Origin of the sequence: Pseudomonas sp. 22515 (genome assembly GCF_052044625.1) — a bacterium.
Taxonomy (GTDB): Bacteria; Pseudomonadota; Gammaproteobacteria; order Pseudomonadales; family Pseudomonadaceae; genus Aquipseudomonas; species Aquipseudomonas alloputida.
Window position 1 is genome coordinate 1 of record NZ_JBQENN010000024.1, and the last position, 24,193, is coordinate 24,193.

Here is a 24,193-nt window from a genome sequence, read left to right on the forward strand (position 1 = left end):
GGGCTTTGCCCGTGTTCGCGGGCAAGCCCGCTCCCACAGGCGCCAGCTTTTAGAAATTGAGCAAGACAGTTGCTCCCACATTTGTTTCTGGCCAGTCATGCCTGTGCCATTGGCGCGCGTCCCCCTGGGTGCACGACGCGATATCGAAGGGGGACAAGCAAGGGACCGTGCGCCAATGAATCAGGATTGATTGGCCCGAAACAAATGTGGGAGCGGCCTTGCGTCGCGATGCGCCGCGCGGGCGGCGCTCGATCTCACGAGTGCCACTAGAACAACGACATACACCCACAAACCTAAAGGTTATCTCTCATTACAGACCAAGGGGTAAAAACCACCCCCGCGAATGCAGTACAATCGCCCCCTTTTTCTTGGCAACGAGTCGAAGCCAATGATCGAACCCAAGCGCGTCCTGCGCGCCCTAGCCGAACACTGGGCCCTGATCGAGCCGCTGTGCGAGCGTTTCGACCAGGGCACCCTGAGCCTGGTCGAACTGCGCCAGCATGTGGCCCGCCAGCAGCTCGAAAGCACCCCGCAGGACATCACCCAGCTACTCGACGTGTGGATCCGCCTGGATATCCTGGTCCCGGTGGCCAAGAGCCCGAACCGTTTCGAGCTCAACGCGCAGATCCACGACTTCCTCGCCTACCTGCGCCGCGAACACCGGCTGGGCCTGTGCCTGGAGATCGAAGCCTACTTGCGCCACCTGGAGCGCCTGGCCGGGCACATCCAGGATGCCTTCGACAACCGCGACAGCGACGACCTGGCACGCCAGCTGCGCCTGCTCGACATGCGTGTGCGCGATGTGCTGAAAAAGCTCGACAACGACGAGCAGGCACTGGTGGCCGTGGCCGAACGGGCCAAGACCAGCAACCGCCAGATTCCGCTGCGCCAGCGTTATGCCGAAGTGCTGGCCACCTGGGACGAATACGTCGAGCCGATGATCCAGCTGGTCAACGCCGACGGCGCCTTCGAGCAGGGTGTACGCAAGGTCGAGACCGTGCTGCTGAAACTGCTGGGCGAACAGGCGCGCCTGGGCCACCTGGTCGACGACGACATGCTGCTGCGCACCCACGCGCGCATTCTGGAAATGCAGACCAGCGCCCAGTTGACCCTGCGCCACGCCCGCGAACTGCTGCTGCCGCTGCGCGAAGAAGCCCGCCGCCACAACGCCGTGACCCGCGGCGCCGCACTGGCCCTGTCGGTGATCCGGCGCAAGGGCATCGATGCCGTGCCGCAGGCGGCCATGCCGATGTTCACCCGCCCGCAAAGCACCTTCCTTGGCAGTGCCAGCCAGGTCGAGGCCTACGTTTACGCACTGGCCCGCTTCGAGCCCAAACCGGCGCGCTTCCCCAAAGCCCACAAGACCCAGTCCGGCGCCCTGCCCCGTGCCCCGCGCACGGTCAAGGAAATGGCCGAACGCTGCGAACAGGCCCTGCCACTGCCCGACTTGATGGTCTGGCTGCTGGAGCAGGAGCCCGAAGGCGCCACCGACGAGCTGCTGTACTGGTTCTCGCGCCTGTCGCGGGAAAAGCGCTTCAAGCGCGAACGCCTCGACCGCCGCGAATACACCACTCAGGAACATTTGGTCAGCCTGCATTCGTTCGCCCTGACCTCCAGCCGCGAAGACGCCCCTAGCGCGCCTACCGAACCCAACGCGAGCCCAGCCCATGCATCTTGATCTTTCCGAACTGTCCCAGCTCGCGCCGATCTTCCGCGAGCTGTTCAAAGGCTTCCACGTCAGCCGGCGCGACCCTGAGCTGTACGCCCAGCTGTCGAACTTCCAGGACCAGTACCGCACCCTGTTCAAGGCCTTGGGCTTCGAACTGGTGTGCGATACCCGTGGTTTCTACTACTTCGTACCGGACATGACCGCCGCGCAGGTCAACAAGACCGCGCAGCGCCTGTCGCTGTTCACCTTCATCCTGGTCGAGCACCTTGCTGACCAGGGCCGCGACCCGATGGCCGTGCTCGATGGCGGCAGCATCGGTCGCGACGAACTGCCCTCGCTGCTGGACAAGTACCGCGACCTGTTCCTGCAGGCCGAAGTGCAGACCGTGGACGAGCTGGAAGAAAAAATCCTGCGGCGCATGACCCAGCTCGGCTTCGCCCATGAGGAAGGCGGCATCTACCGCTTCCTGCCGCCCATGCACCGCTTCCTCGATGTGTGCCTGTCGGTGCAGCAGGACCGCGACCTGGCCGCCACCCTGCACAGCGCCCTGCCGCTGCCGACCCCGGTACTGGTCGAGGAAGAAAGCGCCGAAGAACTCAACCGTACCGACGACCCGCTCGACCTCACGCCTTTCCAGGGCGAGGAAAGCGAAGAGGACGCCTTGGCCCGGGCCATCCGCGAAGAGCAACAGGAGATTGACGCATGAGCCAGGAACGCTACGGCATCCGCCGCTTCGCATTGCTCAACACCGCCGGCTACAGCCTTGGCCTGTTCCCGCTGGAGCACCCGCTGTCGGTATACGGCGCCAACAACCTGGGTAAATCGGCTTCGATCAATGCCCTGCAGTTCCCGATCCTGGCACGTATGTCGGACATGAGTTTCGGCAAGTACAGCCTTGAGCAATCGCGCCGCTTCTACTTCGCCAGCGACACGTCGTACATTCTTTGCGAACTGAGCCTGCCCCACGGCACGCACGTGATTGGTGTGGTAGGGCGCGGCCCGGGTGGCGGTTTCGGCCACCAGTTCTTCGCCTACAAGGGCGAACTGGACCTGGCCCACTACCAGAAGAACGACACCTGCCTGCGTCAGAAAGAGCTGTTCACCAACCTTGAACGCCTGGGGATCAAGGCTTACGAACTGAAGCCGGACGAACTGCGCCGGCTGCTGGTGGGCGGACACACTTCGGTGCCGCTGGACCTGACCATGATCCCGCTGCGCTCCACCAGCGAGCAAAGCCTGAAAACCTTCCGCGCGCTGTTCATCAACCTGCTGCACATGCGTGAGATCACCGCCGCCAAGCTCAAGCAGCTGTTCCTCGACGCCTTCGAGCACAGCCTGCGCTCGGGCAGCGTCGACTACATCGCTGCGTGCGAGGAAGCCTTCCGCGACGTACGCCGCATGGAGCAGGACTACAACGCCCTGGTGGCTGCCGGCCCGTTGGTCGAGGCCCTGGCCGGTGGCGTGGCCCAGCGCGACATCCTGCGTGGCAAGCTGCACCGCATTTCGCCTGTGCTCGACACCCTGCTGGGCACTTGGCAGGAATACGCCATGGCGCGCAAGGAAGAGCTGGTCATCCAGTCCGAGCACTACCGTGGCGAGCAGGACCGCCTGCAGAACGACCAGCGTGGCGGCACCCAGGAGCTGATGCGCCTGGAGCGTGAAATTACCGGTATCCAGCGCTGGCTAGGCGAGCTGTCGGTGCTCAAGCACCGCTTTGCGCTGGTCGATGACGTCAAGGTACTGGAGCAGCAACTGCTGGCAGCCAAAGACGCCCACGACGAGCTGGCCGGCGCCCTGGCCCAGTCACGGCAGTTCAGTGCCGAAGACCTCGACGAGCGCGTACGCGACCTGGAAAAACGCCTGAAGCAGGTCAAGCAGCAGCTGGACCACGCTGACAACAACAGCTATGCCCGCCTGCGCGAAGAGTTCTCGCAGCAGGACGTCGACCGCCTGATGCGCCTGTTCAACGGCGCGCTGTTCAGCCTGCCGCTGGGCGACCGCGGCATCGAGCTGGACGACAGTGACCTGTGGGTAAAATCGCTGGAAGCGGTACTGGACGGCTTCAAGGGCGAGCGCTTCGAGGCCCCGGGCCTGGCCATCGACCTGACCCACATCGACCCACCGGCCCTGCAGGCCCTGGCCGACCGCGCCGCCCTGCGCGACCAGAAAGAGCGCCTGGAAAAAGAACTCAAGCAGCTCAAGACCCAGCAGGCCGTGGCCGCCGACCGCTCCGCGTCCAAAGCGCAGACCGAAACCCTGTACCAGGAAGTGCTGGACGCGCAGAAGGCGTTGGAAGACTTCCGCCGTAGCCAAACCCTCACCGCCGAAGAGCCCGAGAAGCTGGAACAGCTCTCGCAGCTGGAAGCGGCCCAGGACGAACTCAAGCGCTCCAGCGACGCCTTCACCGAGCGCGTCCAGCAGCTGTCAGCCAAGTTGCAACTGGTCGGCCGTCAGCTCGGCGACCTCGAGTCCAAGCAGCGCACGTTGGAAGACGCCTTGCGCCGTCGCCAGCTGCTGCCGGCCGACCTGCCCTACGGCACGCCATACATGGAAGCCATCGACGACTCGATGGACAACCTGCTGCCGCTGCTCAATGACTACCAGGACAGCTGGCAAGGCCTGCAGCGTGTGGACAACCAGATCGAGGCGCTGTACGCCCAGGTGCGCCTGAAAGGCGTTGCCAAGTTTGACAGCGAAGACGACATGGAACGCCGCCTGCAACTGCTGGTGAACGCCTACGCGCACCGTACCGACGAAGCCCTGACCTTGGCCAAGGCACGCCGCGCTGCGGTCACCGACATCGCCCGAACCCTGCGCAACATCCGCAGCGACTACGACAGCCTTGAGCACCAGCTGGCCCTGTTCAACCGCGAGATCAACAAGCGCCAGGTGTCCAACCTGGAAAGCTTCCGTGTGGTACTGGCGCCGAACAAGGAAGCGCTCAAGCACATCGACCAGATTATCCACAGTGCCGGCCAGTACGAAGAAGGCGAAACCCTGTCGGTCTTCGACCTGACCCAGAGTGCAGACCAGGACAACAAAAACGAAGAGGCCAAGGAGTACCTGGCACGGCTGGTGGCGGCCAACCACAACCAGCTGGGCCTGAAGGACCTGTTCGAACTGGCGTTCGAGATCACCAAGGTCAATGGCCAGCCGATCATCCACGCCGACATCGACGGTGCGGCGTCCAACGGCACCACCATGACCATCAAGGCGCTGACCAACATGTACCTGTTGCTGCACCTGATGGACCGTGACCTGGCTGGGCGCATTCGCCTGCCGTACTACCTGGACGAAGCGGCAGACATCGACGAACGCAACCAGGCGGCACTGCTGGAAACCAGCCAGCAACTGGGCTTCGTACCGATCCTGGCGAGTGTGAAACCACAGGTCTCGGCGCACGTTGCGATCGACCTGGAAGGTGGCAGCGGGCCGAACGGCATCTACATCGACGAGGCGGACTGGAAGTTCATCAGCCGGCTGGATGAAGTGAAGGCGGTTGTGCGTGAGGATCAGGCCGAGGAGCTGGCCTGAGATAGCCGGGGCCGCGTTGCGGCCCATTCGCAGGTAAACCCGCTCCTACGGCGGCCTGTGTCCAATCACCGAGGCGTACGACGGCCTGTGTCCAACCACCGAGCGTATGTAGGCGCGGGTTTACCCGCGAATACGGTGGCGGCGGCAACGGTGAACGGCGGGTGGAAATTGGCCAGCAGGCCCGGCCCTTTCGCGGGTGAACCCGCTCCTACGGCGGCCTGCGCCCAACCACCGATGCGTACGACGGCCTGTGTCCAACCACCGAGCGTATGTAGGCGCGGGCTATCAATGAGCCCAAGGCAGGATCGGAATGGCAGTCACCGCATTCTGCGGGCTGCCTTCGATCATGCGGTCGCTGTACACCAGGTACACCAGCGTGTTGCGCTTCTTGTCGAGAAAGCGCACCACCTGCATGGTCTTGAACACCAGCGAGGTGCGCTCCTTGAACACTTCCTCGCCATCTTTGAGCTCACCCTTGAAGTTGATCGGCCCGACCTGACGACAGGCAATCGATGCCTCCGCCCGGTCCTCGGCCAGCCCCAAGCCCCCCTTCACGCCGCCAGTCTTGGCACGTGACAGGTAGCACGTCACGCCCTCAACCTTAGGGTCATCGAACGCCTCGACCACAATGCGGTCGTTCGGCCCGAGGAACTTGAACACGGTGGACACCTGGCCGACCTCTTCGGCGCCAGCCAACAACGGCAGCACGCACGCAGCCACCGCGATTACGCTCTTCAGCAGGCTCATACCAGCACCAGGTTGTCGCGGTGTACAAGTTCCGGCTCGGCGCTGTAGCCAAGGATCGACTCGATGGCTTCGGACGACTGACCAATGATCTTCTGCGCCTCCAGGGCGCTGTAGTTGGCCAGGCCGCGAGCCACTTCAACACCGTCCGGGCCGACGCACACCACCATCTCGCCACGACGGAAGCTGCCCTGCACAGTCTTCACGCCAACCGGCAGCAAGCTCTTGTTGGCCTGACGCAGCGCTTGCACGGCACCAGCATCCAGCACCAGGGTGCCACGGGTTTGCAGGTGACCGGCCAACCACTGCTTGCGCGCCGCGAGCATGCCGCGCTCAGGGGACAGCAAGGTGCCCAGGCGCTCGCCCGCCTTCAGACGGTCCAGCACACGCTCGATGCGGCCACCGATAATGATGGTGTGGGCACCGGAACGGGCAGCCAGGCGCGCCGCACGCAGCTTGGTCTGCATGCCGCCACGGCCCAGGGCACCACCGGTACCACCGGCCACGGCATCCAGCGAGGGATCGTCGGCACGGGCTTCGTAGATCAACTGCGCCTCGGGGTTGTTGCGCGGGTCGGCATCGAACATACCATCGCGGTCGGTGAGGATCACCAGCAGGTCGGCCTCGACCAGGTTGGCCACCAGCGCCGCCAGGGTGTCGTTGTCGCCAAAGCGGATCTCGTCGGTGACCACGGTGTCGTTTTCGTTGATCACCGGCACCACACCCAGATCGACCAAGGTGCGCAGGGTGCTGCGGGCATTCAGGTAACGCTTGCGGTCGGACAGGTCGTCATGGGTCAGCAGGATCTGCGCGGTGTGCTTCCCGTGCTCCCCGAAGCTCGACTCCCAGGCCTGCACCAGGCGCATCTGGCCGAGCGAGGCAGCCGCCTGCAGCTCGTTCATCGCACTCGGTCGCTTGGTCCAGCCCAGCTGGCTCATGCCGGCAGCCACGGCCCCGGAGGAGACCAGTACCAACTCCACGCCTGCCTCACGCAGCGCGACCATCTGCTCGACCCAAACGGCCATTGCACCGCGGTCGAGGCCCTTGCCATCGGCGGTCAGCAGAGCACTGCCAATCTTAACGACCCAGCGCTTGGCGCCCGTCACCTTGCTTCGCATCTTCTTCCAACCTATGTCGAATCTGTAGATACCGTGGATACAAAAACGCCGCTCCAGAGAGCGGCGTTTAGTGTACTGCAACCGATCAGTCGCGCACGTAAATGATTTCCGGACCGTCTTCGTCGTCCTCGAAATCATCGTCCCAACCGTCATCGTCGCCAATGTCGTGCACGCTCTTGACGCCGGTACGGCGCAGGGTACGGGCGTCGTCCAGGGCCTGCAGCTGGGCACGGGCTTCGTCTTCGATACGCTGGTCGAGGTCGGCCAGCTCTTCGGCGTAGGCCGGGTCGTTGGCCAGGCGGTCGGCGCGGTCTTCGAGGTAGCGCATCAGGTCGTGGCTGAGCTTGTCGGTGCCCTGCTTGGAAATAGCCGAGATCACGTAGACCGGGCCTTCCCACTCCAGACGATCGATCACTTCCTGCACACGCTCGTCACGCTCGTCGTCCATGACCATATCGGCCTTGTTCAGCACCAGCCAGCGCTCACGCTCGGCCAGCGACGGGCTGAAGCGGGTCAGCTCGTTGACGATGACTTCGGCGGCATCGGCCGGGCTGCTTTCGTCCAGCGGCGCGATGTCCACCAGGTGCAGCAGCACGCGAGTACGCGCCAGGTGCTTGAGGAAGCGAATACCCAGACCGGCACCTTCAGAGGCGCCTTCGATCAGGCCGGGGATGTCGGCGATGACGAAGCTCTTCCAGCGGTCGACGCTGACCACGCCCAGGTTTGGCACCAGGGTAGTGAACGGGTAGTCGGCGACTTTCGGCTTGGCGGCCGAGACCGAACGGATGAAGGTACTCTTGCCAGCGTTCGGCAAGCCCAGCAGGCCGACGTCGGCCAACACCTTCATTTCCATCTTCAGGTCACGCTGCTCACCCGGTTTGCCTGGGGTGGTCTGGCGCGGTGCACGGTTGGTGCTCGACTTGAAACGGGTGTTGCCCAGCCCGTGCCAGCCACCTTGCGCGACCATCAGCTTCTGGCCGGGGGTAACCAGGTCACCGATCACTTCCTGTGTGGAAGCATCGATCACGGTGGTGCCGACCGGCACGCGCAGGAACAGGTCTTCACCCTTCTTGCCGGTGCAGTCGGTGCTACCGCCGTTGGAGCCACGCTGGGCTTCATGGTGACGGGTGTAGCGGTAGTCGACCAGGGTGTTCAGGTTTTCGTCGGCAATCATGTACACCGAGCCACCGTCACCGCCGTCACCGCCGTTAGGGCCGCCGTTCTCGATGAACTTCTCGCGACGGAAGCTCATGCAACCGTTGCCACCGTCACCGGCCTTGACCCGAATGGATACTTCGTCAACAAACTTCATTAAAACCGCCTCTCGTCGGTAGACGAGCTGAATGACTCAAAAACATGAGGCTCTTGCAAAAATGAGCGCGGCGGCCCCGTACGACCGTAGAAACCAACGCCGGCAACCCAGACAAACAGCTTTGCAAGAGGCTCACCACAAACGAAAAAGCCCCGTCGCATGACGGGGCTTCTGGAGCGACGTCGCGATTAAGCGGCGACGATGCTCACGTAACGGCGCATGAACTCGCCTTTCTTCTCGAACTTGATCACGCCTTCGATCTTGGCGAACAAGGTGTGGTCCTTGCCCATGCCAACGCCGTAGCCAGCGTGGAATTCGGTACCGCGCTGACGGACGATGATGTTGCCTGGCTTGATAACCTGGCCGCCATACATCTTCACGCCAAGGCGTTTAGATTCTGAGTCGCGACCGTTACGAGTACTACCACCAGCCTTCTTGTGAGCCATGGTTCAATTCTCCAAATAAATTCAGGGGATCTAGGGGATTAAGCCTGGATGCCGGTGATTTTGATCTCGGTGAACCACTGGCGGTGGCCCATACGCTTCATGTGGTGCTTACGACGACGGAACTTGATGATGCGAACCTTGTCGTGGCGGCCTTGCGAAACGACTTCGGCCACTACTTTAGCGCCAGCAACAACTGGAGCACCGATGGTGACTTCTTCACCGTTGGCGACCAGCAGAACGCGATCGAAGGTCACGGATTCGCCAGTGGCGACTTCCAGTTTTTCGATCTTGAGGAATTCACCTTCAGCGACTTTGTACTGCTTGCCGCCGGTAACGATTACTGCGTAAGACATGGTATTTCTCCGATAATCCTGCTCACCCAGCGCTTTATATGATGAGTATTGGCTGGCATGGCTGCACAGGGCTGGAACGGCCCGGCGCAATTGCGTAAGGCAGGTGCTGCCCAGGAAGTTAGGGTGCGCGATTGTACGCAACCGCGGTTTTGCTTGCAAGTGCCGCCCCCGGCCAGCGGGCACCGCGCCTTGACACACCGGGACCTGCGACCTAGCATGCCGCGCAACCTCACTGGAGCAGCCGATGCAACCCCAAACCTTCTACCGCGCGGTGGCTGATGATTTCAGCGCCGTCGACGAGATCATCAAGAAGCAGCTGACCTCGCGCGTGCCGCTGGTATCGAAGATCGGCGACTATATCACGTCCGCCGGTGGCAAGCGCCTGCGTCCCCTGCTGGTACTGCTGTGTGGCAAGGCCCTGGGCCGCGAAGGCGACGACCTGCGCCTGCTGGCCGCCACCATCGAGTTCCTGCACACCGCCACCCTGCTGCACGACGACGTGGTCGACATGTCCGGCATGCGCCGTGGCCGCTCTACCGCCAATGCCCTGTGGGGCAACGCGCCGAGCGTGCTGGTGGGCGACTTCCTTTATTCGCGCTCGTTCGAAATGATGGTCGAACTGGGCTCGATGCCGGTCATGCAGATTCTGTCCAAGGCCACCCGGGTGATTGCCGAAGGTGAAGTGCTGCAACTGTCGCGCGTACGCGACGCCAGCACCACCGAGGAAGTCTACATGGAGGTCATTCGCGGCAAGACGGCGATGCTGTTCGAAGCGTCTACCCACAGTGCTGCGGCACTGGCCCAGGCCACCGACGAGCAGCGCGAAGCCCTGCGTACCTTTGGCGACCATCTGGGCGTGGCCTTCCAACTGGTCGACGACCTGCTGGACTACAAGGGTGACTCGCAGACCCTGGGCAAGAACGTCGGTGACGACCTGGCCGAGGGCAAACCTACCCTGCCACTGATCTACACCATGCGCGAAGGCACTGCCGAGCAGGCGGCGCTGGTACGCCAGGCGATCCAGAAGGGCGGCCTGGAAGATCTGGAACAGATTCGCGTCGCGGTCGAAGAGTCGGGCGCGCTGCAGTACACCGCCGAGCTGGCGCGCGATTACGTGAAGCGTGCCATCGCCTGCCTCGAAGTGCTGCCTGCCAGTGAATACCGGGATGCGCTGGTTGAACTGAGCGAGTTTGCGGTCGCGCGTACGCACTGACAGACCGAGTCGCCTTCATTCGCGGGCAAGCCCGCTCCTACACCATTTGTGGGAGCCGGCTTGCCCGCGATGCTTTTTGTCCGGACATAATCACTTCCGGGAAATTACCTTTTACAATGTGGGCTTTTAACCGCCCGTCTGTTTGTTTGAGGAACCGAAGTGAGCACTCTGCCACCCTGCCCAAAATGCAACTCCGAATACACCTATGAGGATGGCACTCAGCTGATCTGCCCTGAATGCGCCCACGAGTGGTCGGCCGGCGGCGATGCCGAGGCGGCCAGTGACGAGGTGGTGAAAAAGGATTCGGTCGGCAACATCCTGCAAGACGGTGACACCGTCACCGTGATCAAGGACCTCAAGGTCAAGGGTTCGTCCCTGGTGGTCAAGGTTGGCACCAAGGTCAAGAACATCCGCCTGTGCGACGGCGACCACGACATCGACTGCAAAATCGACGGCATCGGTGCCATGAAACTGAAGTCCGAGTTCGTCCGCAAAGTCTGATTACACAAAAATCCGGCAATTGGCGCTTGCCATTTACGTAATAAGAATTATTCTCATTGGAATTGCTGTCCAAGGAGAATTGCCATGACTTATCTGATCGACGCCTGGCTGGAACGCCCTCACCCCTACCTGCGCATTCTTCATCGGGAAACCGGCGAAGTGTGCGCGGTGCTTGAAGAAGAAGCCCTCGACGAACTGCGTGACCAGGGTGACCTGGACATGAGCGGGCTGAATTCGAGTGAGCCGGGGGTGCTCAAGGAACTGGTACGGAATCTGTTTCTGTTCTGCTATGCGCGGGCATTGCGCCCTGGGGGGACAGACTGGAATTGAGGCCGGCAGGGCCGGCCTCTAGGGCATTACAGAACGTCGAGCAGCTCGACGTCGAACACCAGTACGCTGTGCGGCGGGATGCTGCCAACGCCTTGGGCGCCGTAAGCCAGCTCGCTTGGCACGTACAGGCGCCATTTGCTGCCAGCGTTCATCAGCTGCAGGGCTTCGGTCCAGCCAGCGATCACGCCGCCGACCGGGAATTCAGCCGGCTGGCCACGCTCGTAGGAGCTGTCGAACACGGTGCCGTCGATCAGGGTGCCGTGGTAGTGCGTACGCACGTTGTCTTCGCGGGTCGGCTTGGCGCCTTCGCCAGCGGTCAGCACTTCGAACTGCAGGCCCGAAGCCAGCGTGGTGATGCCTTCACGCTTGGCGTTCTCGACCAGGAACTCCTTGCCAGCAGCAGCGGCGGCTTCGGCCTTGGCTGCAGCTTCGGCTTGCATCACCTCACGGATGACCTTGAAGCTGGCCGACAGGTCGGCTTCGCTGACGCGGCTGTCGGCACCGTTGAAGGCGTCGGTCAGGCCGGCCAGGATGGCTTCCAGGCTAACGCCTGGTGGCGGGTTGTCGCGCAGCTGGCCGCCCAGCTGACGGCCGATACCGTAGCTGACGCGCGTTTCGTCGGTAGACAGGTTGAGTTCGGACATTGTCGTGCTCCACTGCAGGGCGCAATGCAGCCGCGCCCTTGATAAAAAGGGCGAGCAGCCTAGCACACTGGGGCGCTGCGAGCAGCTACCAGGCCGAACGCTGGGAAATCGGCACCTTCAGGTCTTCTTCCGGGTGCGTACCCATGCCGCACATTTCGTCCTGCACCGACCAGTGCACCAGGTTCATCGAGACCATGGGGATGGTTAGCAGCAACTTGCGCGCATCCTCCACCGAGTGCACGCGCAAGCGTTCACCGCGGGTATCGGACAGGGGGTGAGCATGGCCTTTGACCCGGGCCTCGAGCAGGTAGTCACCGCCCTCGATGGCGATCAGGTTCAGTTCTTCGACATGGCCAGCCCTGGCCTCGGTATTGAGCTGATGCAGGTTCATGAGAGCACCTCGCAATAGGAACCACGCATGAGAGCTCATTTTTTGTACAGGAAGGGAGAATGCGCAAGGCATGACTGACGCCACTCGTCAGTTGAGCCTCGATCTCTGTGGGAGCGGGCGTGCCCGCGAAGCAGGCCACGCGGTGGCTGGCACCGGCTTTGCCGGTGTTCGCGGGCATGCCCGCCCCCCCAGGAATTGCAGTGAGGCCTGGCGGGACTCAGTGCTTGGTCAGCTTGTCCAGGTAGCCCATGCAGAACGCCGAGACCACGAAGGTCATGTGGATGATCACGTACCACATCAGGTAATCGGTGGAGATGTTCTGCGCATCCATGAACACCCGCAGCAGGTGAATGGACGAAATCGCCACGATCGACGCGGCAACCTTCATCTTCAGCGACGAGGAGTCCATCTTGCCCAGCCAGTTGAGCTTTTCCTTGCTTTCATCGATGTCCAGCTGCGAGACGAAGTTCTCGTAACCGGAAATCATCACCATCACCAGCAGGCCACCGACCAGCGACATGTCAATCAGCGACAGGATCACCAGGATCAGGTCGGCTTCGCTGAGGGCAAAGACGTTGGGCAGGACGTGGACCACTTCCTGGAAGAATTTCAGCGCCAGGGCCAGCAGGCCGAGGGACAAGCCGAAGTAGATCGGTGCGAGCAGCCAGCGCGAGGCATACATCGCGTTTTCGAGGATACGTTCCATGAAGTTCAGGACTCATCAGGTGACTAAAAAAGCGACGGCGAGTATAGCCAGCCACCTGTTACAGCAAAAGCCCGGGGGCTGTTCCGCAGCCTGATCGCGACACAAGGCCACACTCCCACAGCAAGGCGATGCTGTACCNTGTGTCGCGATGGGCCGCAAAGCGGCCCCGGCATTCTTCAGGTCTCAGGATGAAACTGGTAATCCCCCAGATTGCGACACCGCTCACCATTGATCCGCCGCAACTGCGCCTGCAAATGCAAACACCAGATCTGCGGGTCCTCGGCCACCTGGTACCCATGCAGGGTCAGGCTGTCGACAATGGCATTGAGCACCGATTCGGCCACCAGTGGCCCATGGAACGGGCCCTGCGCCTTGATCGCGGAGGGTTGTTCACCGGCCATGCCGGCGGCGAACAGCAACGTCCACATGCCGTTGTCACCGGCCAGCGGGCGGATGCTGCATTCGATACGGGTCACCAGGCCCAGGCACTGGCGTGTGAGGCTGAGGTTGCGCATGGCCGCGTCCCCTCCAATGAGCCTTGTTCAGCCCGAAACCCTCAGGCTGTTTCCATCCTGAACGCTGTACCGTCCTTAAGTTCCAGCATAGAGGAACAGTACAGAAAGATGGAAAACTGGCGCTGAACGGTAGCACATCGCCGCCAGCGCCGGTTTATTGACTCAGGCCGGCTTGGCCTGGGCAATCACCTCTTCCAGGCGTTCCTTTTCTGCCTTCTCGATGTCTTCCTCGCTGATCATCTCGGCAATTTCACGCAGGCGTTCCACCACCCGAGCATTGACGCTGCCCTCGGTGAACAGCCCCTTGTCGTCGAGTACCCCGGCCTCCTCGCCCACCAGCAGGCTCAGCGCCTCATCAGCCTGGCTGACCGCGTAGACGTGGAACATGCCGTTCTCCACCGCCTGCAACACGCGCTCGTCAAGCATCAGGGTGGCGACGTTGGCACGCGGAATGATCACCCCCTGCTCGCCGGTCAGGCCACGCGCCTCGCAGAGGCGGAAGAAGCCCTCGATCTTCTCGTTCACCCCACCCACCGCCTGCACTTCACCGAACTGGTTGATGGAACCTGTGATGGCGAAGCACTGCTTGAGCGGCGTGCGCGACAAGGCCGAGATCAGCGTGCAGGCTTCGCCCAGCGAGGCGCTGTCGCCGTCCACGTAGCCGTAGGACTGCTCCAGGGCGATGCTCGCGGAGATCGCCAGCGGGAACTCCTGGGCATAGCGGCTGCCCAGGTAACCGGTGAGGATCATCACCCCTTTGGAGTGGATCGGCTGGCCAAGGTTGACCTCACGCTCGATATCGACAATACCGCTGCCGCCGGGGTAGACGGTGGCCGAAATACGCGCGGGCATGCCGAACGCCGAGTCACCCACTTCCAGCACGGTCAGGCCGTTGCACTTGCCGATGGCCGCGCCTTCTGTGTCGATCAGGATGATGCCGGCGAGCATGTCGTCCAGCACCCGTTGCGACACACGGCCGGTACGGGTGGCCTTGGCCTTGAGTGCACGCTCGATGTGGCCTGCGTCGGTCATTTCGTCACTGGCCAGCTGGCGAATGAAATCAGCCTCGCTGACCAGCTGGAACAGGTCGCCGATACGCGCCGACAGGCGCGACTGGTTTTCAGCCAGACGCGCACTGTAGGTGGCCAGACGCGCCACCGCGTCACTGGTCAGCGGCGCCATGCCCTCTTCGTTGGTGCGGGTGCGCAACAGCTGGGCGAACTGCTCCAGGTTCTCGTCGACCATCGGCATGTCTTCATCGAAGTCCACCAGCACGCGGAACATCTCCTGGAAGTCCGGGTCGTGGTCCTGCAGCGCGTAGTACAGCTGGCGCGAGCCGATGATCACCAGTTTGACGTTCAGCGGAATCACCTGCGGCTGCAGGCTGACAGTGGCAACACGGCCCAGCTCACCGATCGGCGACTCCATCTTCAGCTTGCGCGACTGCAGCGCACGCTTGAGCGCGTCCCATACGAACGGCTCGCCCAGCATTTTCTCGGCTTCCAGAATCAGGAAGCCGCCGTTGGCCCGGTGCAGCGCGCCTGGGCGCAGTTGGCGATAGGAGGTATACAGCGCACCTTGGTCGGTGCTGTATTCGATACGGCCAAACAAATTGTCGTAGGTCGGGTGCGGCTCGAACACCACCGGCGCACCACCGTCAGCGTGATGGCCCACCACCAGGCTGGGCGCGTACTGCTCTTCGAGCAGCTTGCGGGCCACGGCGTCGGACTTGCTGTCATCGACCAGTTGCTCGACCAACGTACGCAACAGGTTCAATTGCACCGATTGCAAGTAGGCGCACACCGCCGCGTTTTCGGCGTACTTTTCCGACAGCGGCGCCAGCAACGGCTGCAGTGCCAGGGTGATGGTTTCTTCGTTGAGCTGGCGCAGCTGGTTGTTCGATTCGCGCTTCCATTGCGGCAGGCTGGCCAGCTCCTCGTTGAGGCGCTCCTCAAGCAGGGCAATGTCCTCGTGGAACTGCTCGCGCACCTCCTCCGGCAATTGGGCAAATTCAGCTTCATCCAGCGCCTTGCCATCAGCCATCGGCGTGAAGGCGACGTTGCTGGCATCGCGGTACAAGGCCACGTCCTTTTCCAGCGACGCGCGCTCGATCACATCCAGAGCACGGTCATAACGCTGGTTGAAAGCGCGGTCGATGGCGCCCTTCTTCTGCTGGTAGGACGGGTGTTCGAACACCGCCGGGAACGTCGACAGCAGGTTGTCGATCAATCCGCCCATGTCGCTGATGAACTCGGCGGCGCTTCCGGACGGCAGCTCCAGTGCGCGTGGTTCACGGGTGTCGTCGAAGTGGTTGACGTAGACCCAGTCAGCCGGGGTCTGCTGGCGCTTGCCCTCGGCCTTGAGGTAGCGCTTGACGAACGAGAAGCGCCCGGTGCCGGGCTCGCCCATCACATACACATTGTAACCAGGACGCGGCATGGCCACGCCAAACTGCAGGGCCTCGACAGCACGTTCCTGGCCCAGAACTCCGCGAAACGGCTCCAGATCGTCGGTATGGGTAAAAGCAAACTGCTCGGGTGAGAAACGCCGGGTCAGGGCTTCAGGCGCAAGACGCAGGCGCGCAGCGACAGGATCGGGCATTGGGTTTCCTTACTTCGGCGGGCAGATACGCAGCATTCTGGCGCTGCCCGCGCGCGCCTTGCAAGGCTCCACGGGACTTTATGTCGCAGCCGGTGCAGTCTTGTGACAGCAAATTTTTCGCAATCAACAACGCAACCTTTAGATCGTGCCTAAACTCCAAGCTGCGCGGGTGGGTGAAAAGCTTTCCCGACCTGGCAACCGAGTTGCCAGAAACCCTGACCCTTGGTTAAGACAAAGAGAACAAATGCTATGAAACGGATTCTTCTGGGTACTCTGTTCACCGTGGTCTCGCTGAACGCCATGGCCGAAGCGCCTGGCGGCCCGAACTGCGGCTGGGGCAACATGCTGTTCGAAGGCCAGCGCGGCACGCCGGCACACTTCCTGGCTTCTACCACCAACGGCACCTCCGGTAACGCCACCTTCGGCATGACCTCCGGCACCAACGGCTGCTCGACCAAGGCTTCGCTGACCTACGGCGGCAAGTCCTGGTTCGCCATGAACGGCATGATGAACGAGCTTTCCGAAGACATGGCCATGGGCCAGGGCGAAGCACTGACCACCTATGCCGTCGTTCTCGGCGTAGCACCGGAGGACCGCAGCTACTTCAACTCGGTCACCCACCAGCACTTCAACCAGATCTTCAGCAGCGCCGACGTCACTGCCGAAACTGTCCACAGCAACACCCTGGCCGTTCTGAAGAGCGACCCACGCCTGGCCAAATACGCTACCGAGGCCTAAGCACAGCTGCTCCCGCCCCACCCGGGGCGGGTTTCGCCTTTTTCGGCATCGTCAAGAAGTAGTTGCCCGATATGCTCAAACGCCTCGCTGCCCTGGCGCTGTGTGCCTGCGCCCCTGTTCATGCCGCCCCCCTGCTGGATCCAGGCCGTCTCCAGCAATTGGCCAATACCCCTTTCTGGCTCGCCATTGGACATTACGAAACCGCCAAGCTCGGCGGCTGGCGCAGCTATGTGGATGATGATGCGTTCTTCCTCGCCGAAGATGGCGCGCACCATCCGGACCAGGAACTCAAGGCTACGGTCGATGCGCTGTATGCCCCGGCCAGTCTCGGTGACAAGCACGCCCAGTGCGTATTCCCCGCGCGCACCCGCTGGCTGCGCGAACAGCTCGAACTGCAAGACTTGCCACAACCGGACTGCCAGGAATTCAAGACCTGGTACCAGTCGATCGACCCGCACAGCGCCGCGTTGATCTTCCCGGCAGCCTACCTGAACAGCCCATCGTCGATGTTCGGGCACACCCTGCTGCGCATCGACCAGTCCAACACCCGCAGCGACGACACCACGCTGCTGAGCTACGCCATCAACTTCGGTGCCTATATCGAAGGCAGCGACAACAGCATCCTGTACGCCTGGAAAGGCCTGATGGGTGGCTACCCGGGGCTGTTCGCGCTGATGCCCTACCAGGAAAAACTGTCCGAATACCGCAGCCTGGAAAACCGCGACCTGTGGGAATACCAGCTGGACCTGACCCCCGAAGAAACCGGACGTATGGTCGAGCATGTGTGGGAGCTGAAGCAGATCCAGTTCGACTACTTCTTCTTCGACGAAAACTGCTCGTATCGCCTGCTGGAGCTGCTGCAAGTGGCCCGGCCAAGCCTGGACCTGACGCCTCAGTTCCCGCTGACCGCCATTCCCACCGACACGGTGAAAGCCGTGAAGCAGTCCGGCCTGGTCGCCAGCGAAACCTACCGCCCCTCTCGCGAACGTGAATTGCTGGCCAGGGCCGAGCCACTCGACCCCAACGAAAAGCGCCAGGTGCTGGCTGTAAGCGCCGACACTGCGCAATTGCAAAGCCCTGAATTCCAGGCCCTGCCTCGCGAACGCCAAGCGTTGGTGCAAGATGCCGCGTATCGCCTTGAGCGGTATCGGGCCAATGGCCAGGAACGCGACCCAGGGCAGGCCAAACGCAGCTTCGAGTTGCTGCGGGCGATCAACGGCAACCCGCCGCCGCCCCTGCAGATCGAGCGCCCCGGCCTGCCCGAGGATGGCCATGACTCGCGCACCTGGCAACTGGGCGTGGGCACCCGTGAAGACCGCGCCTACGCCGAATATGGCCTGCGCATGGCCTACCACGACCTGAATGACAACGCCTATGGCTTCCCGCTGGGCGCACAGATCGAAATCCTGCAATTGAAGCTGCGCCAGTACGAAGGCAACGATTGGCAGGTGCAGCGCCTGGACCTGGCCACCATCCGTTCACTGACACCCCGTAACGAGCTGCTCAAGCCTTGGTCATGGCAAGTGGCTGGGGGGCTGGAGCGGGTGCCGGGCAAGCATGATGACGAAGTGCTGGTGAGCCATGTGAATGGTGGCGCTGGCGGCACCTGGCAGCTGGCCGACGGTTTGCTGGGATTTGCCTTGGGCACGGTGCGGGTCGAGCATCACAACGACTTCGCTCAGTTCATTGCCCCGGCGGCTGGCTTCAATGGCGGGCTGCTGTGGCGAAACGGACTGGGCAACATGACGCTGGAGGCCAAGGGCGATTACTTCACCAACGGCGAAGTGCGACGCAGTGTAAGCCTGAACCAGCAGTGGGAAATCAGCCAGAACCTTGGTCTTCGGTTGAGCGCCTCGCGTGAGTTCAGCCACCTGGCTACGGCGCAAAACGAGGTGATGCTGGAGCTGAAGTGGTATCACTACTGAGGCCGCTTTGCGGCCTTTCGCGGGCACGCCCGCTTCCACAGGGCCCCACAAGATTCGAGGCCTGTGCAAGTACCTGTGGGAGCGGGCTTGCCCGCGAATTGGCCAGTTAGGCTAGTAAAGCAGTGTGACTGAACCAACTCTTTGACACTGTTTTGACACCTACCCGACAAACCGCCACCTAGACTTCCCATCATCAACTGGAGGGCTTTGTGGCTATGTCGCGGTACTGGTTCGGCGTGTGCATTGCGGTGTTGCTGTCAGGTTGCGAAACCACCCACGAGCAGATGGTCAACCACGGTTACCCGCCCGCCTATGCGGATGGCTTCCAGGACGGCTGCAGCAGTGGCCGCCAGGCGGCCGGGCTGATGGTGGGCAACTTTCGCAAAAACGTACCGCGCTACCTGCACGAGCGTCAGTACGAAACCGGCTGGGACGATGGCTTCCGCCAGTGTCACGCCATGCAGAACAGCGAAGAACAGCGCCAATACCACGAGCGCTTCTGGGACCAGCGCGACCGCGAGTGGGAGCAGGAAAAGGACCGCGGCGCTGCCAAGGCCTATCGCCACAATTGAGTCGCAAACGGACATTCCTTTAAACCGGCGGCCTGCCATGATGGTCTCATGCACAAGGAGGCCCTACATGAGCCGAGCATTCGTCAACGAAGACCAAGCCGCCGACCAGGCCGACCAGCCGGTCGAGCGGCGCATCAGCGAACAGCCCAACTATGTGACGGCCAGCGGCCTGCGCCAGCTGCAGACGCGGGTGGCCGAGCTGAATGCCTTGCGCAGCGAACTGCAGGCGCAGGGCGAACAGGGCGACAAGCAACGGCTGGCCGATACCGAGCGGGATCTGCGCTACTTCAGCGCGCGGGTGCAAAGCGCACAGGTGGTACCGGCGGCGACTTCGCATAGCAAGGTACAGATTGGTAGCCGGGTGCGGTTTGTCGACACGCATGACCAGGAGCAGGTGGTGCGGCTGGTAGGCGAGGATGAGGCGGATGCCGGGCACGGGTTGATCAACTGGGGTTCGCCACTGGGGCGGGCTTTGCTCGGGGCTGGGCCGGGTGATGAGGTGGTCTGGCGGCGGCCGGTGGGGGAACAGGTGATAGAGGTGGTTGAGATTCTGGGCGAGGGTTGAGGGCCCTGGGGCTGCTTTGCAGCCCATCGCGACGCAAGGCCGCTCCCACAGGGCCTTGACTGCCTGGTTGTCCAACTTCTCGGGTGCAGTCCAGCCTGTGGAAGCAACTGTCTTGCTCAATTTCTAAAAGCTGGCGCCATCCCTGTGGGAGCGGCCTTGCGTCGCGATGGGCCGCAAAGCGGCCCCTACGGCCTCAGATCAGACCACGCCCTGAGCCAGCATCGCATCGGCCACTTTCACGAAGCCCGCAATGTTCGCCCCCTTGACGTAGTTGATACGGCCATCAGCCTCTTCACCGTAGTGCACGCATGCATGGTGAATCGACTGCATGATGTTGTGCAGCTTGCTGTCCACTTCACCGGCCGTCCACAGCAGGCGCATGGCGTTCTGCGACATTTCCAGGCCCGACACGGCTACGCCGCCCGCATTGGAGGCCTTGCCCGGGGCGTACAGAATGCCGGCGTCCAGGAAGATATCCACAGCCTCGAGGGTAGTCGGCATGTTGGCGCCTTCGGCCACACAGATACAGCCGTTACGCAGCAAGGTGCGGGCATCTTCGGCGCCCAGCTCGTTCTGCGTGGCGCATGGCAGGGCGATGTCGCACGGCAGGCTCCACGGGGTCTGGCCCTTGCGGAACTCCAGGCCGAATTGCCCGGCCAGCTCGCTGATACGTCCACGCTTGACGTTTTTCAGCTCCATCAAGGCGTCCCACTGAGCGTCGGTCAGGCCGGCTTCTGCATACAAGGTACCTTCAGAGTCAGACAGCGAGATCACCTTGCCGCCCAGGTCCATGACCTTACGCGCAGCATACTGGGCGACGTTGCCCGAACCGGACACCGCCACGCGGCGGCCGTCGATACGCTTGTCCTGACGCTTGAGCATTTCTTCGGCGAAGTAAACGCAGCCATAGCCGGTGGCTTCCGGGCGGATCAGGCTGCCGCCATAGGTCATGCCCTTGCCGGTCAACACCGAGGTGAACTGGTTGGCCAGGCGCTTGTACTGGCCGAACATGAAGCCGATTTCGCGGGCACCCACGCCGATGTCACCGGCCGGTACGTCGCAGTCAGCGCCAATGTGGCGATACAGCTCGCTCATGAACGCCTGGCAGAAGCGCATCACTTCGGCGTCGCTCTTACCTTTCGGGTCAAAGTCCGAGCCGCCCTTGCCGCCGCCCATGGGCAGCGAGGTCAGCGAGTTCTTGAACACCTGCTCGAACGCCAGGAACTTCAGCACGCTGAGGTTCACCGAGGGGTGGAAGCGCAGCCCGCCCTTGTACGGGCCAATGGCACTGCTCATCTGAATGCGGTAACCGCGGTTGACCTGCACCTTGCCCTGGTCGTCGACCCAGGAGACGCGGAACAGTACGGCGCGCTCGGGCTCGACCATGCGCTCGAGGATGCCGGACTGCAGGTAGTGGGGGTTGGCTTCAAGGAATGGCCACAGGGTGCGCAGCACCTCTTCCACCGCTTGGTGGAATTCCGGCTGGCCTGGGTCACGCTGCTTTAGGCGTGCAAGGAAATTGTCGACAGATTCGATCATGGTAGACATCTCACCAAGAGGATTGGACTTATTGGTTTTTTTCAGAAATGTACCAAGAAGCAATCGCACCGGAATAGGGCGAAATGTCGTTTTTTTGAAATTATTTGGTGCGTTTTATGTAAGTGTATACAAAATACACCTTCGCCTCGCCCTTTATAGCGGTCCGCCAGGCACAAAAATGGGGCCCATTGGGGCCCCATTCTTGTGCATCAGAAAACCGGCTTACTATGCCAGTTTCTTGTGCCGTACACGGTGCGGCTGGGCTGCAGCATCACCCAGACGCTTCTTGCGGTCGGCTTCGTACTCGGTGTAGTTACCTTCGAAGAACACCACGTTCGAGTCATCTTCGTACGCCAGGATGTGAGTAGCCACACGGTCCAGGAACCAACGGTCGTGGGAAATCACGATCGCGGCGCCCGGGAAGTCCAGCAGGGCTTCTTCCAGCGAACGCAGGGTTTCGACGTCGAGGTCGTTGGACGGTTCGTCGAGCAGCAGAACGTTACCGCCTTCCTTCAGGGTCAGGGCCAGGTGCAGGCGGCCACGCTCACCACCGGACAGGTCCTTGACGAACTTCTGCTGATCGCCACCTTTGAAGTTGAAGCGGCCAACGTAGGTACGCGAAGGGATCTCGTAGTTGCCGATGCGGATCTGGTCGGAACCGTCGGAGATCTGCTGGAACACGGTCTTGGCGCCGTCCAGGTCCTCGCGGCTCTGGTCCACACAGGCCAACTGCACGGTTTCACCGATCTCGATGCTGCCCGAGTCCGGCTGCTCCTTGCCCATCAACATGCGGAACAGGGTCGACTTACCGGCACCGTTACCACCGATAACGCCCACGATGGCACCTTTGGGCATGGCGAACGACAGGTTGTCGATCAGCACACGGTCGCCGTAGCCCTTGGTGACGTTCTTGAACTCGATGACCTTGTCACCCAGGCGCGGACCGGCCGGGATGTAGATTTCGTTGGTTTCGCTGCGCTTCTGGAATTCCTGCGACTGCATTTCCTCAAAGCGCTGCAGACGGGCCTTGGACTTGGACTGGCGGGCTTTGGCGCCTTTGCGCACCCATTCCAGTTCCTCTTTCATGGCCTTCTCGTGGGCGCTCTGCTGCTTGGATTCCTGCGCCAGACGCTCCGACTTGGCTTCCAGCCAGCCCGAGTAGTTGCCTTCGTACGGGATGCCGGCGCCGCGGTCCAGCTCCAGGATCCAGCCGGCGACGTTGTCGAGGAAGTAACGGTCGTGGGTAATGGCTACCACGGTGCCCGGGAAGTCGTGCAGGAAGCGCTCCAGCCAGGCCACCGAATCGGCGTCCAGGTGGTTGGTCGGTTCGTCGAGCAGCAGCATGTCGGGTGCCGACAGCAGCAGGCGGCACAGGGCCACACGGCGCTTCTCACCACCGGACAGGTGTTCGATGCGCGCATCCCAGGCGGGCAGGCGCAGGGCGTCGGCAGCGACGTCCAGCTGGCGCTCCAGGTTGTGGCCATCAGCGGCCTGCAGGATGGCTTCCAGCTTGGCCTGCTCGGCGGCCAGCTTGTCGAAGTCGGCATCCGGCTCGGCGTAGGCCGCGTAGACCTCGTCCAGGCGGGCCTGGGCGTCCTTGATTACGCTGACCGCTTCCTCGACCACTTCACGCACGGTCTTGGTTGGGTCCAGTTGCGGTTCCTGTGGCAGGTAACCCACGTTGATGTCGGGCATCGGACGGGCTTCGCCGTCGAATTCCTTGTCGACGCCCGCCATGATCCGCAGCAGGGTCGATTTACCGGCGCCGTTCAGGCCAAGTACGCCAATCTTGGCGCCTGGGAAGAACGATAGGGAAATGTTCTTGAGAATTTCCCGCTTCGGCGGCACGACCTTGCTCAGCCGATGCATGGTGTAGACGTATTGAGCCAAAACCAAGCCCTCTAATCAGATAGGTAAAGACATCGCCGATCGCCCCGGCAGCATGGCCAGGGAGATGTGTATTGGGGGTGTCATTGAACAAAGTCGACCATTCTACGCCAACGCGCGGCGTTGCATAGGAGGGGCCGATGGTGGGGTGTGACCAGTGCGGTCCCTGGGATGAATTCATTGCCTGTGCCGGCCTCTTCGCGGGCATACCCACCCTCCGGAGTCACCACAGAGTCTGAAGAATCCACGATTCCTGTGGGAGCGGGCGAGCCCGCGAAAGGGCCGGCACAGCAGCCGAAGAGGCTCAGACGTGACGCTGCTTGGCCTTGCCCCGCGGCAAGCGGCAACGGTCGCCCTGCTCGGCCAGGCGTGCGGCCCAGGCGGACTTCACGCTGAAGCCGCCGCTGCGGGCAGGGTGCTGCTCGGCCGCATTGGCCGGTTTGCCAGGTGCAGGCGCAGTGCTGACCACCTTGGCTGCCGGCTTGACCGCCGGTACTGCAACAGCCGGCTCTGCTGCCACCTTGGCGGTCTTGCGCAGTTCAGCCAGCGATGGGGCCTTGCTTTTGGCGGCAGCGGCTGCCTCGGGTTTGCCCAGCGAGCGCTGGCAAGACTTGCAGGATACGTCCTCGGTCACGGCAGTGCTGACAAGGGTCTGACTGCTGCGCCCGCAGGCGGAATCGAGGCCATTGGAGGAAAAGTGAGTAACCAAAACCGAACATCTCCGATGCGTTGTCATGTATAGCGGGCGCTATTCTCGCACAGGTTACAGGGGCTTGCCGAACCACCCGGCAGCCACCATCGGTCAGCATGGCTGGCACTTTGCCATAATCCGAGGCATGCTAGCCGGTTTCGGGTATCCGGCCTTATAGTGCGCCACCGCGGTGCGCAAG

At 62.3% G+C, this 24,193-nt stretch carries 23 protein-coding genes; 10 read left to right on the top strand and 13 right to left on the bottom strand.

Translation table 11 applies throughout. The annotated features are described in order from the left end of the window. The first annotated feature begins 388 nt into the window (after nucleotides 1-388). Genes mksB through mksF form a run of 3 tightly spaced genes read left to right on the top strand, consistent with a single transcriptional unit; the run spans nucleotide 389 to nucleotide 5,203 of the window. Nucleotides 389-1,678, top strand: a complete 1,290-nt coding sequence (gene mksB, locus ACTJJN_RS20495; protein WP_003247449.1) for an Mks condensin complex protein MksB — start codon at nucleotides 389-391, stop codon at nucleotides 1,676-1,678. Further along, nucleotides 1,668-2,375, top strand: a complete 708-nt coding sequence (gene mksE / locus ACTJJN_RS20500) for an Mks condensin complex protein MksE (protein ID WP_003247452.1) — start codon at nucleotides 1,668-1,670, stop codon at nucleotides 2,373-2,375. Before mksB ends, mksE begins: the two co-directional genes overlap by 11 nt. Beyond that, the gene (gene mksF, locus ACTJJN_RS20505; protein ID WP_003247454.1) at nucleotides 2,372-5,203 is read left to right on the top strand and encodes an Mks condensin complex protein MksF; all 2,832 of its coding nucleotides are present in this window, start codon (nucleotides 2,372-2,374) and stop codon (nucleotides 5,201-5,203) included. The genes mksE and mksF overlap by 4 nt, the downstream gene beginning before the upstream one ends. A 285-nt stretch (nucleotides 5,204-5,488) precedes the next feature. On the opposite strand, the gene ACTJJN_RS20510 is transcribed toward mksF, so the two are convergent. From ACTJJN_RS20510 to rplU, 5 genes are all read right to left on the bottom strand, one after another. Next, a complete protein-coding gene (locus ACTJJN_RS20510; protein WP_012051156.1) occupies nucleotides 5,489-5,950 on the bottom strand; it encodes a CreA family protein in 462 nt (153 codons plus the stop codon). Then, nucleotides 5,947-7,065, bottom strand: a complete 1,119-nt coding sequence (gene proB / locus ACTJJN_RS20515; RefSeq protein ID WP_003247458.1) for a glutamate 5-kinase — start codon at nucleotides 7,063-7,065, stop codon at nucleotides 5,947-5,949. Before proB ends, ACTJJN_RS20510 begins: the two co-directional genes overlap by 4 nt. Nucleotides 7,066-7,150: 85 nt before the next feature. Next, a complete protein-coding gene (gene cgtA, locus ACTJJN_RS20520) occupies nucleotides 7,151-8,377 on the bottom strand; it encodes an Obg family GTPase CgtA (RefSeq protein WP_003247460.1) in 1,227 nt (408 codons plus the stop codon). Between the two features lie 188 nt (nucleotides 8,378-8,565). Continuing rightward, nucleotides 8,566-8,823, bottom strand: a complete 258-nt coding sequence (rpmA, locus tag ACTJJN_RS20525; RefSeq protein WP_003247464.1) for a 50S ribosomal protein L27 — start codon at nucleotides 8,821-8,823, stop codon at nucleotides 8,566-8,568. 38 nt (nucleotides 8,824-8,861) lie between these two features. Further along, nucleotides 8,862-9,176: a 50S ribosomal protein L21 gene (rplU, locus tag ACTJJN_RS20530; RefSeq protein ID WP_003247466.1), complete on the bottom strand. Its 315-nt coding sequence runs from the start codon at nucleotides 9,174-9,176 to the stop codon at nucleotides 8,862-8,864. Between the two features lie 244 nt (nucleotides 9,177-9,420). Between rplU and ACTJJN_RS20535 the strand changes: the two genes are divergently transcribed. The 3 genes from ACTJJN_RS20535 to ACTJJN_RS20545 all read left to right on the top strand — a co-directional run bounded on the left by ACTJJN_RS20535 (nucleotide 9,421) and on the right by ACTJJN_RS20545 (nucleotide 11,220). Next, nucleotides 9,421-10,389: a polyprenyl synthetase family protein gene (locus ACTJJN_RS20535; protein WP_003247469.1), complete on the top strand. Its 969-nt coding sequence runs from the start codon at nucleotides 9,421-9,423 to the stop codon at nucleotides 10,387-10,389. Nucleotides 10,390-10,548: 159 nt separating this feature from the next. After that, the gene (locus ACTJJN_RS20540) at nucleotides 10,549-10,890 is read left to right on the top strand and encodes a zinc ribbon domain-containing protein YjdM (RefSeq protein ID WP_003247477.1); all 342 of its coding nucleotides are present in this window, start codon (nucleotides 10,549-10,551) and stop codon (nucleotides 10,888-10,890) included. Nucleotides 10,891-10,974: 84 nt separating this feature from the next. After that, nucleotides 10,975-11,220, top strand: coding sequence for a PA4570 family protein (locus tag ACTJJN_RS20545; protein ID WP_010951938.1), 246 nt, complete (start codon nucleotides 10,975-10,977; stop codon nucleotides 11,218-11,220). 26 nt (nucleotides 11,221-11,246) lie between these two features. Here ACTJJN_RS20545 and ACTJJN_RS20550 read toward each other — a convergent pair whose 3' ends face one another. The 5 genes from ACTJJN_RS20550 to ACTJJN_RS20570 all read right to left on the bottom strand — a co-directional run bounded on the left by ACTJJN_RS20550 (nucleotide 11,247) and on the right by ACTJJN_RS20570 (nucleotide 16,077). Then, entirely contained in the window at nucleotides 11,247-11,864 is a 618-nt protein-coding gene (locus ACTJJN_RS20550; protein WP_003247482.1) for an FKBP-type peptidyl-prolyl cis-trans isomerase, read from the bottom strand. Nucleotides 11,865-11,949: 85 nt separating this feature from the next. Then, complete coding sequence (locus ACTJJN_RS20555) at nucleotides 11,950-12,255, bottom strand: DUF6482 family protein (RefSeq protein WP_012051153.1); 306 nt, start codon at nucleotides 12,253-12,255, stop codon at nucleotides 11,950-11,952. Nucleotides 12,256-12,472: 217 nt separating this feature from the next. Continuing rightward, nucleotides 12,473-12,961: a TIGR00645 family protein gene (locus tag ACTJJN_RS20560; RefSeq protein WP_003247486.1), complete on the bottom strand. Its 489-nt coding sequence runs from the start codon at nucleotides 12,959-12,961 to the stop codon at nucleotides 12,473-12,475. A gap of 176 nt (nucleotides 12,962-13,137) precedes the next feature. Beyond that, nucleotides 13,138-13,476, bottom strand: coding sequence for a PA4575 family protein (locus ACTJJN_RS20565; protein WP_003247487.1), 339 nt, complete (start codon nucleotides 13,474-13,476; stop codon nucleotides 13,138-13,140). 162 nt (nucleotides 13,477-13,638) lie between these two features. After that, nucleotides 13,639-16,077 carry a Lon protease family protein gene (locus tag ACTJJN_RS20570; protein WP_004575710.1) on the bottom strand — a complete coding sequence of 813 codons (2,439 nt, stop codon included), beginning with the start codon at nucleotides 16,075-16,077 and terminating at the stop codon, nucleotides 13,639-13,641. Nucleotides 16,078-16,326: 249 nt separating this feature from the next. On the opposite strand from ACTJJN_RS20570, the gene ACTJJN_RS20575 reads away from it, so the two are divergent. From ACTJJN_RS20575 to ACTJJN_RS20590, 4 genes are all read left to right on the top strand, one after another. Then, nucleotides 16,327-16,815 carry a DUF3015 domain-containing protein gene (locus ACTJJN_RS20575; RefSeq protein WP_003247492.1) on the top strand — a complete coding sequence of 163 codons (489 nt, stop codon included), beginning with the start codon at nucleotides 16,327-16,329 and terminating at the stop codon, nucleotides 16,813-16,815. A gap of 71 nt (nucleotides 16,816-16,886) precedes the next feature. Then, nucleotides 16,887-18,740, top strand: coding sequence for an Lnb N-terminal periplasmic domain-containing protein (locus tag ACTJJN_RS20580; protein ID WP_440781566.1), 1,854 nt, complete (start codon nucleotides 16,887-16,889; stop codon nucleotides 18,738-18,740). A gap of 215 nt (nucleotides 18,741-18,955) precedes the next feature. Next, on the top strand, nucleotides 18,956-19,312 hold the full coding sequence (locus ACTJJN_RS20585; RefSeq protein WP_004575712.1) for a hypothetical protein: 357 nt from the start codon (nucleotides 18,956-18,958) through the stop codon (nucleotides 19,310-19,312). A 67-nt stretch (nucleotides 19,313-19,379) separates the two neighbouring features. Continuing rightward, nucleotides 19,380-19,877 carry a GreA/GreB family elongation factor gene (locus tag ACTJJN_RS20590; RefSeq protein ID WP_012051151.1) on the top strand — a complete coding sequence of 166 codons (498 nt, stop codon included), beginning with the start codon at nucleotides 19,380-19,382 and terminating at the stop codon, nucleotides 19,875-19,877. A 198-nt stretch (nucleotides 19,878-20,075) separates the two neighbouring features. Here ACTJJN_RS20590 and gdhA read toward each other — a convergent pair whose 3' ends face one another. From gdhA to ACTJJN_RS20605, 3 genes are all read right to left on the bottom strand, one after another. Further along, a complete protein-coding gene (gene gdhA, locus ACTJJN_RS20595; RefSeq protein ID WP_003247498.1) occupies nucleotides 20,076-21,416 on the bottom strand; it encodes an NADP-specific glutamate dehydrogenase in 1,341 nt (446 codons plus the stop codon). Between the two features lie 225 nt (nucleotides 21,417-21,641). Next, nucleotides 21,642-23,306 carry an energy-dependent translational throttle protein EttA gene (ettA, locus tag ACTJJN_RS20600; RefSeq protein WP_440781567.1) on the bottom strand — a complete coding sequence of 555 codons (1,665 nt, stop codon included), beginning with the start codon at nucleotides 23,304-23,306 and terminating at the stop codon, nucleotides 21,642-21,644. Between the two features lie 301 nt (nucleotides 23,307-23,607). After that, nucleotides 23,608-24,012 (bottom strand): hypothetical protein, encoded by a 405-nt coding sequence (locus ACTJJN_RS20605; RefSeq protein ID WP_440781568.1) that lies wholly within the window; start codon nucleotides 24,010-24,012, stop codon nucleotides 23,608-23,610. Nucleotides 24,013-24,193 lie beyond the last annotated feature (181 nt).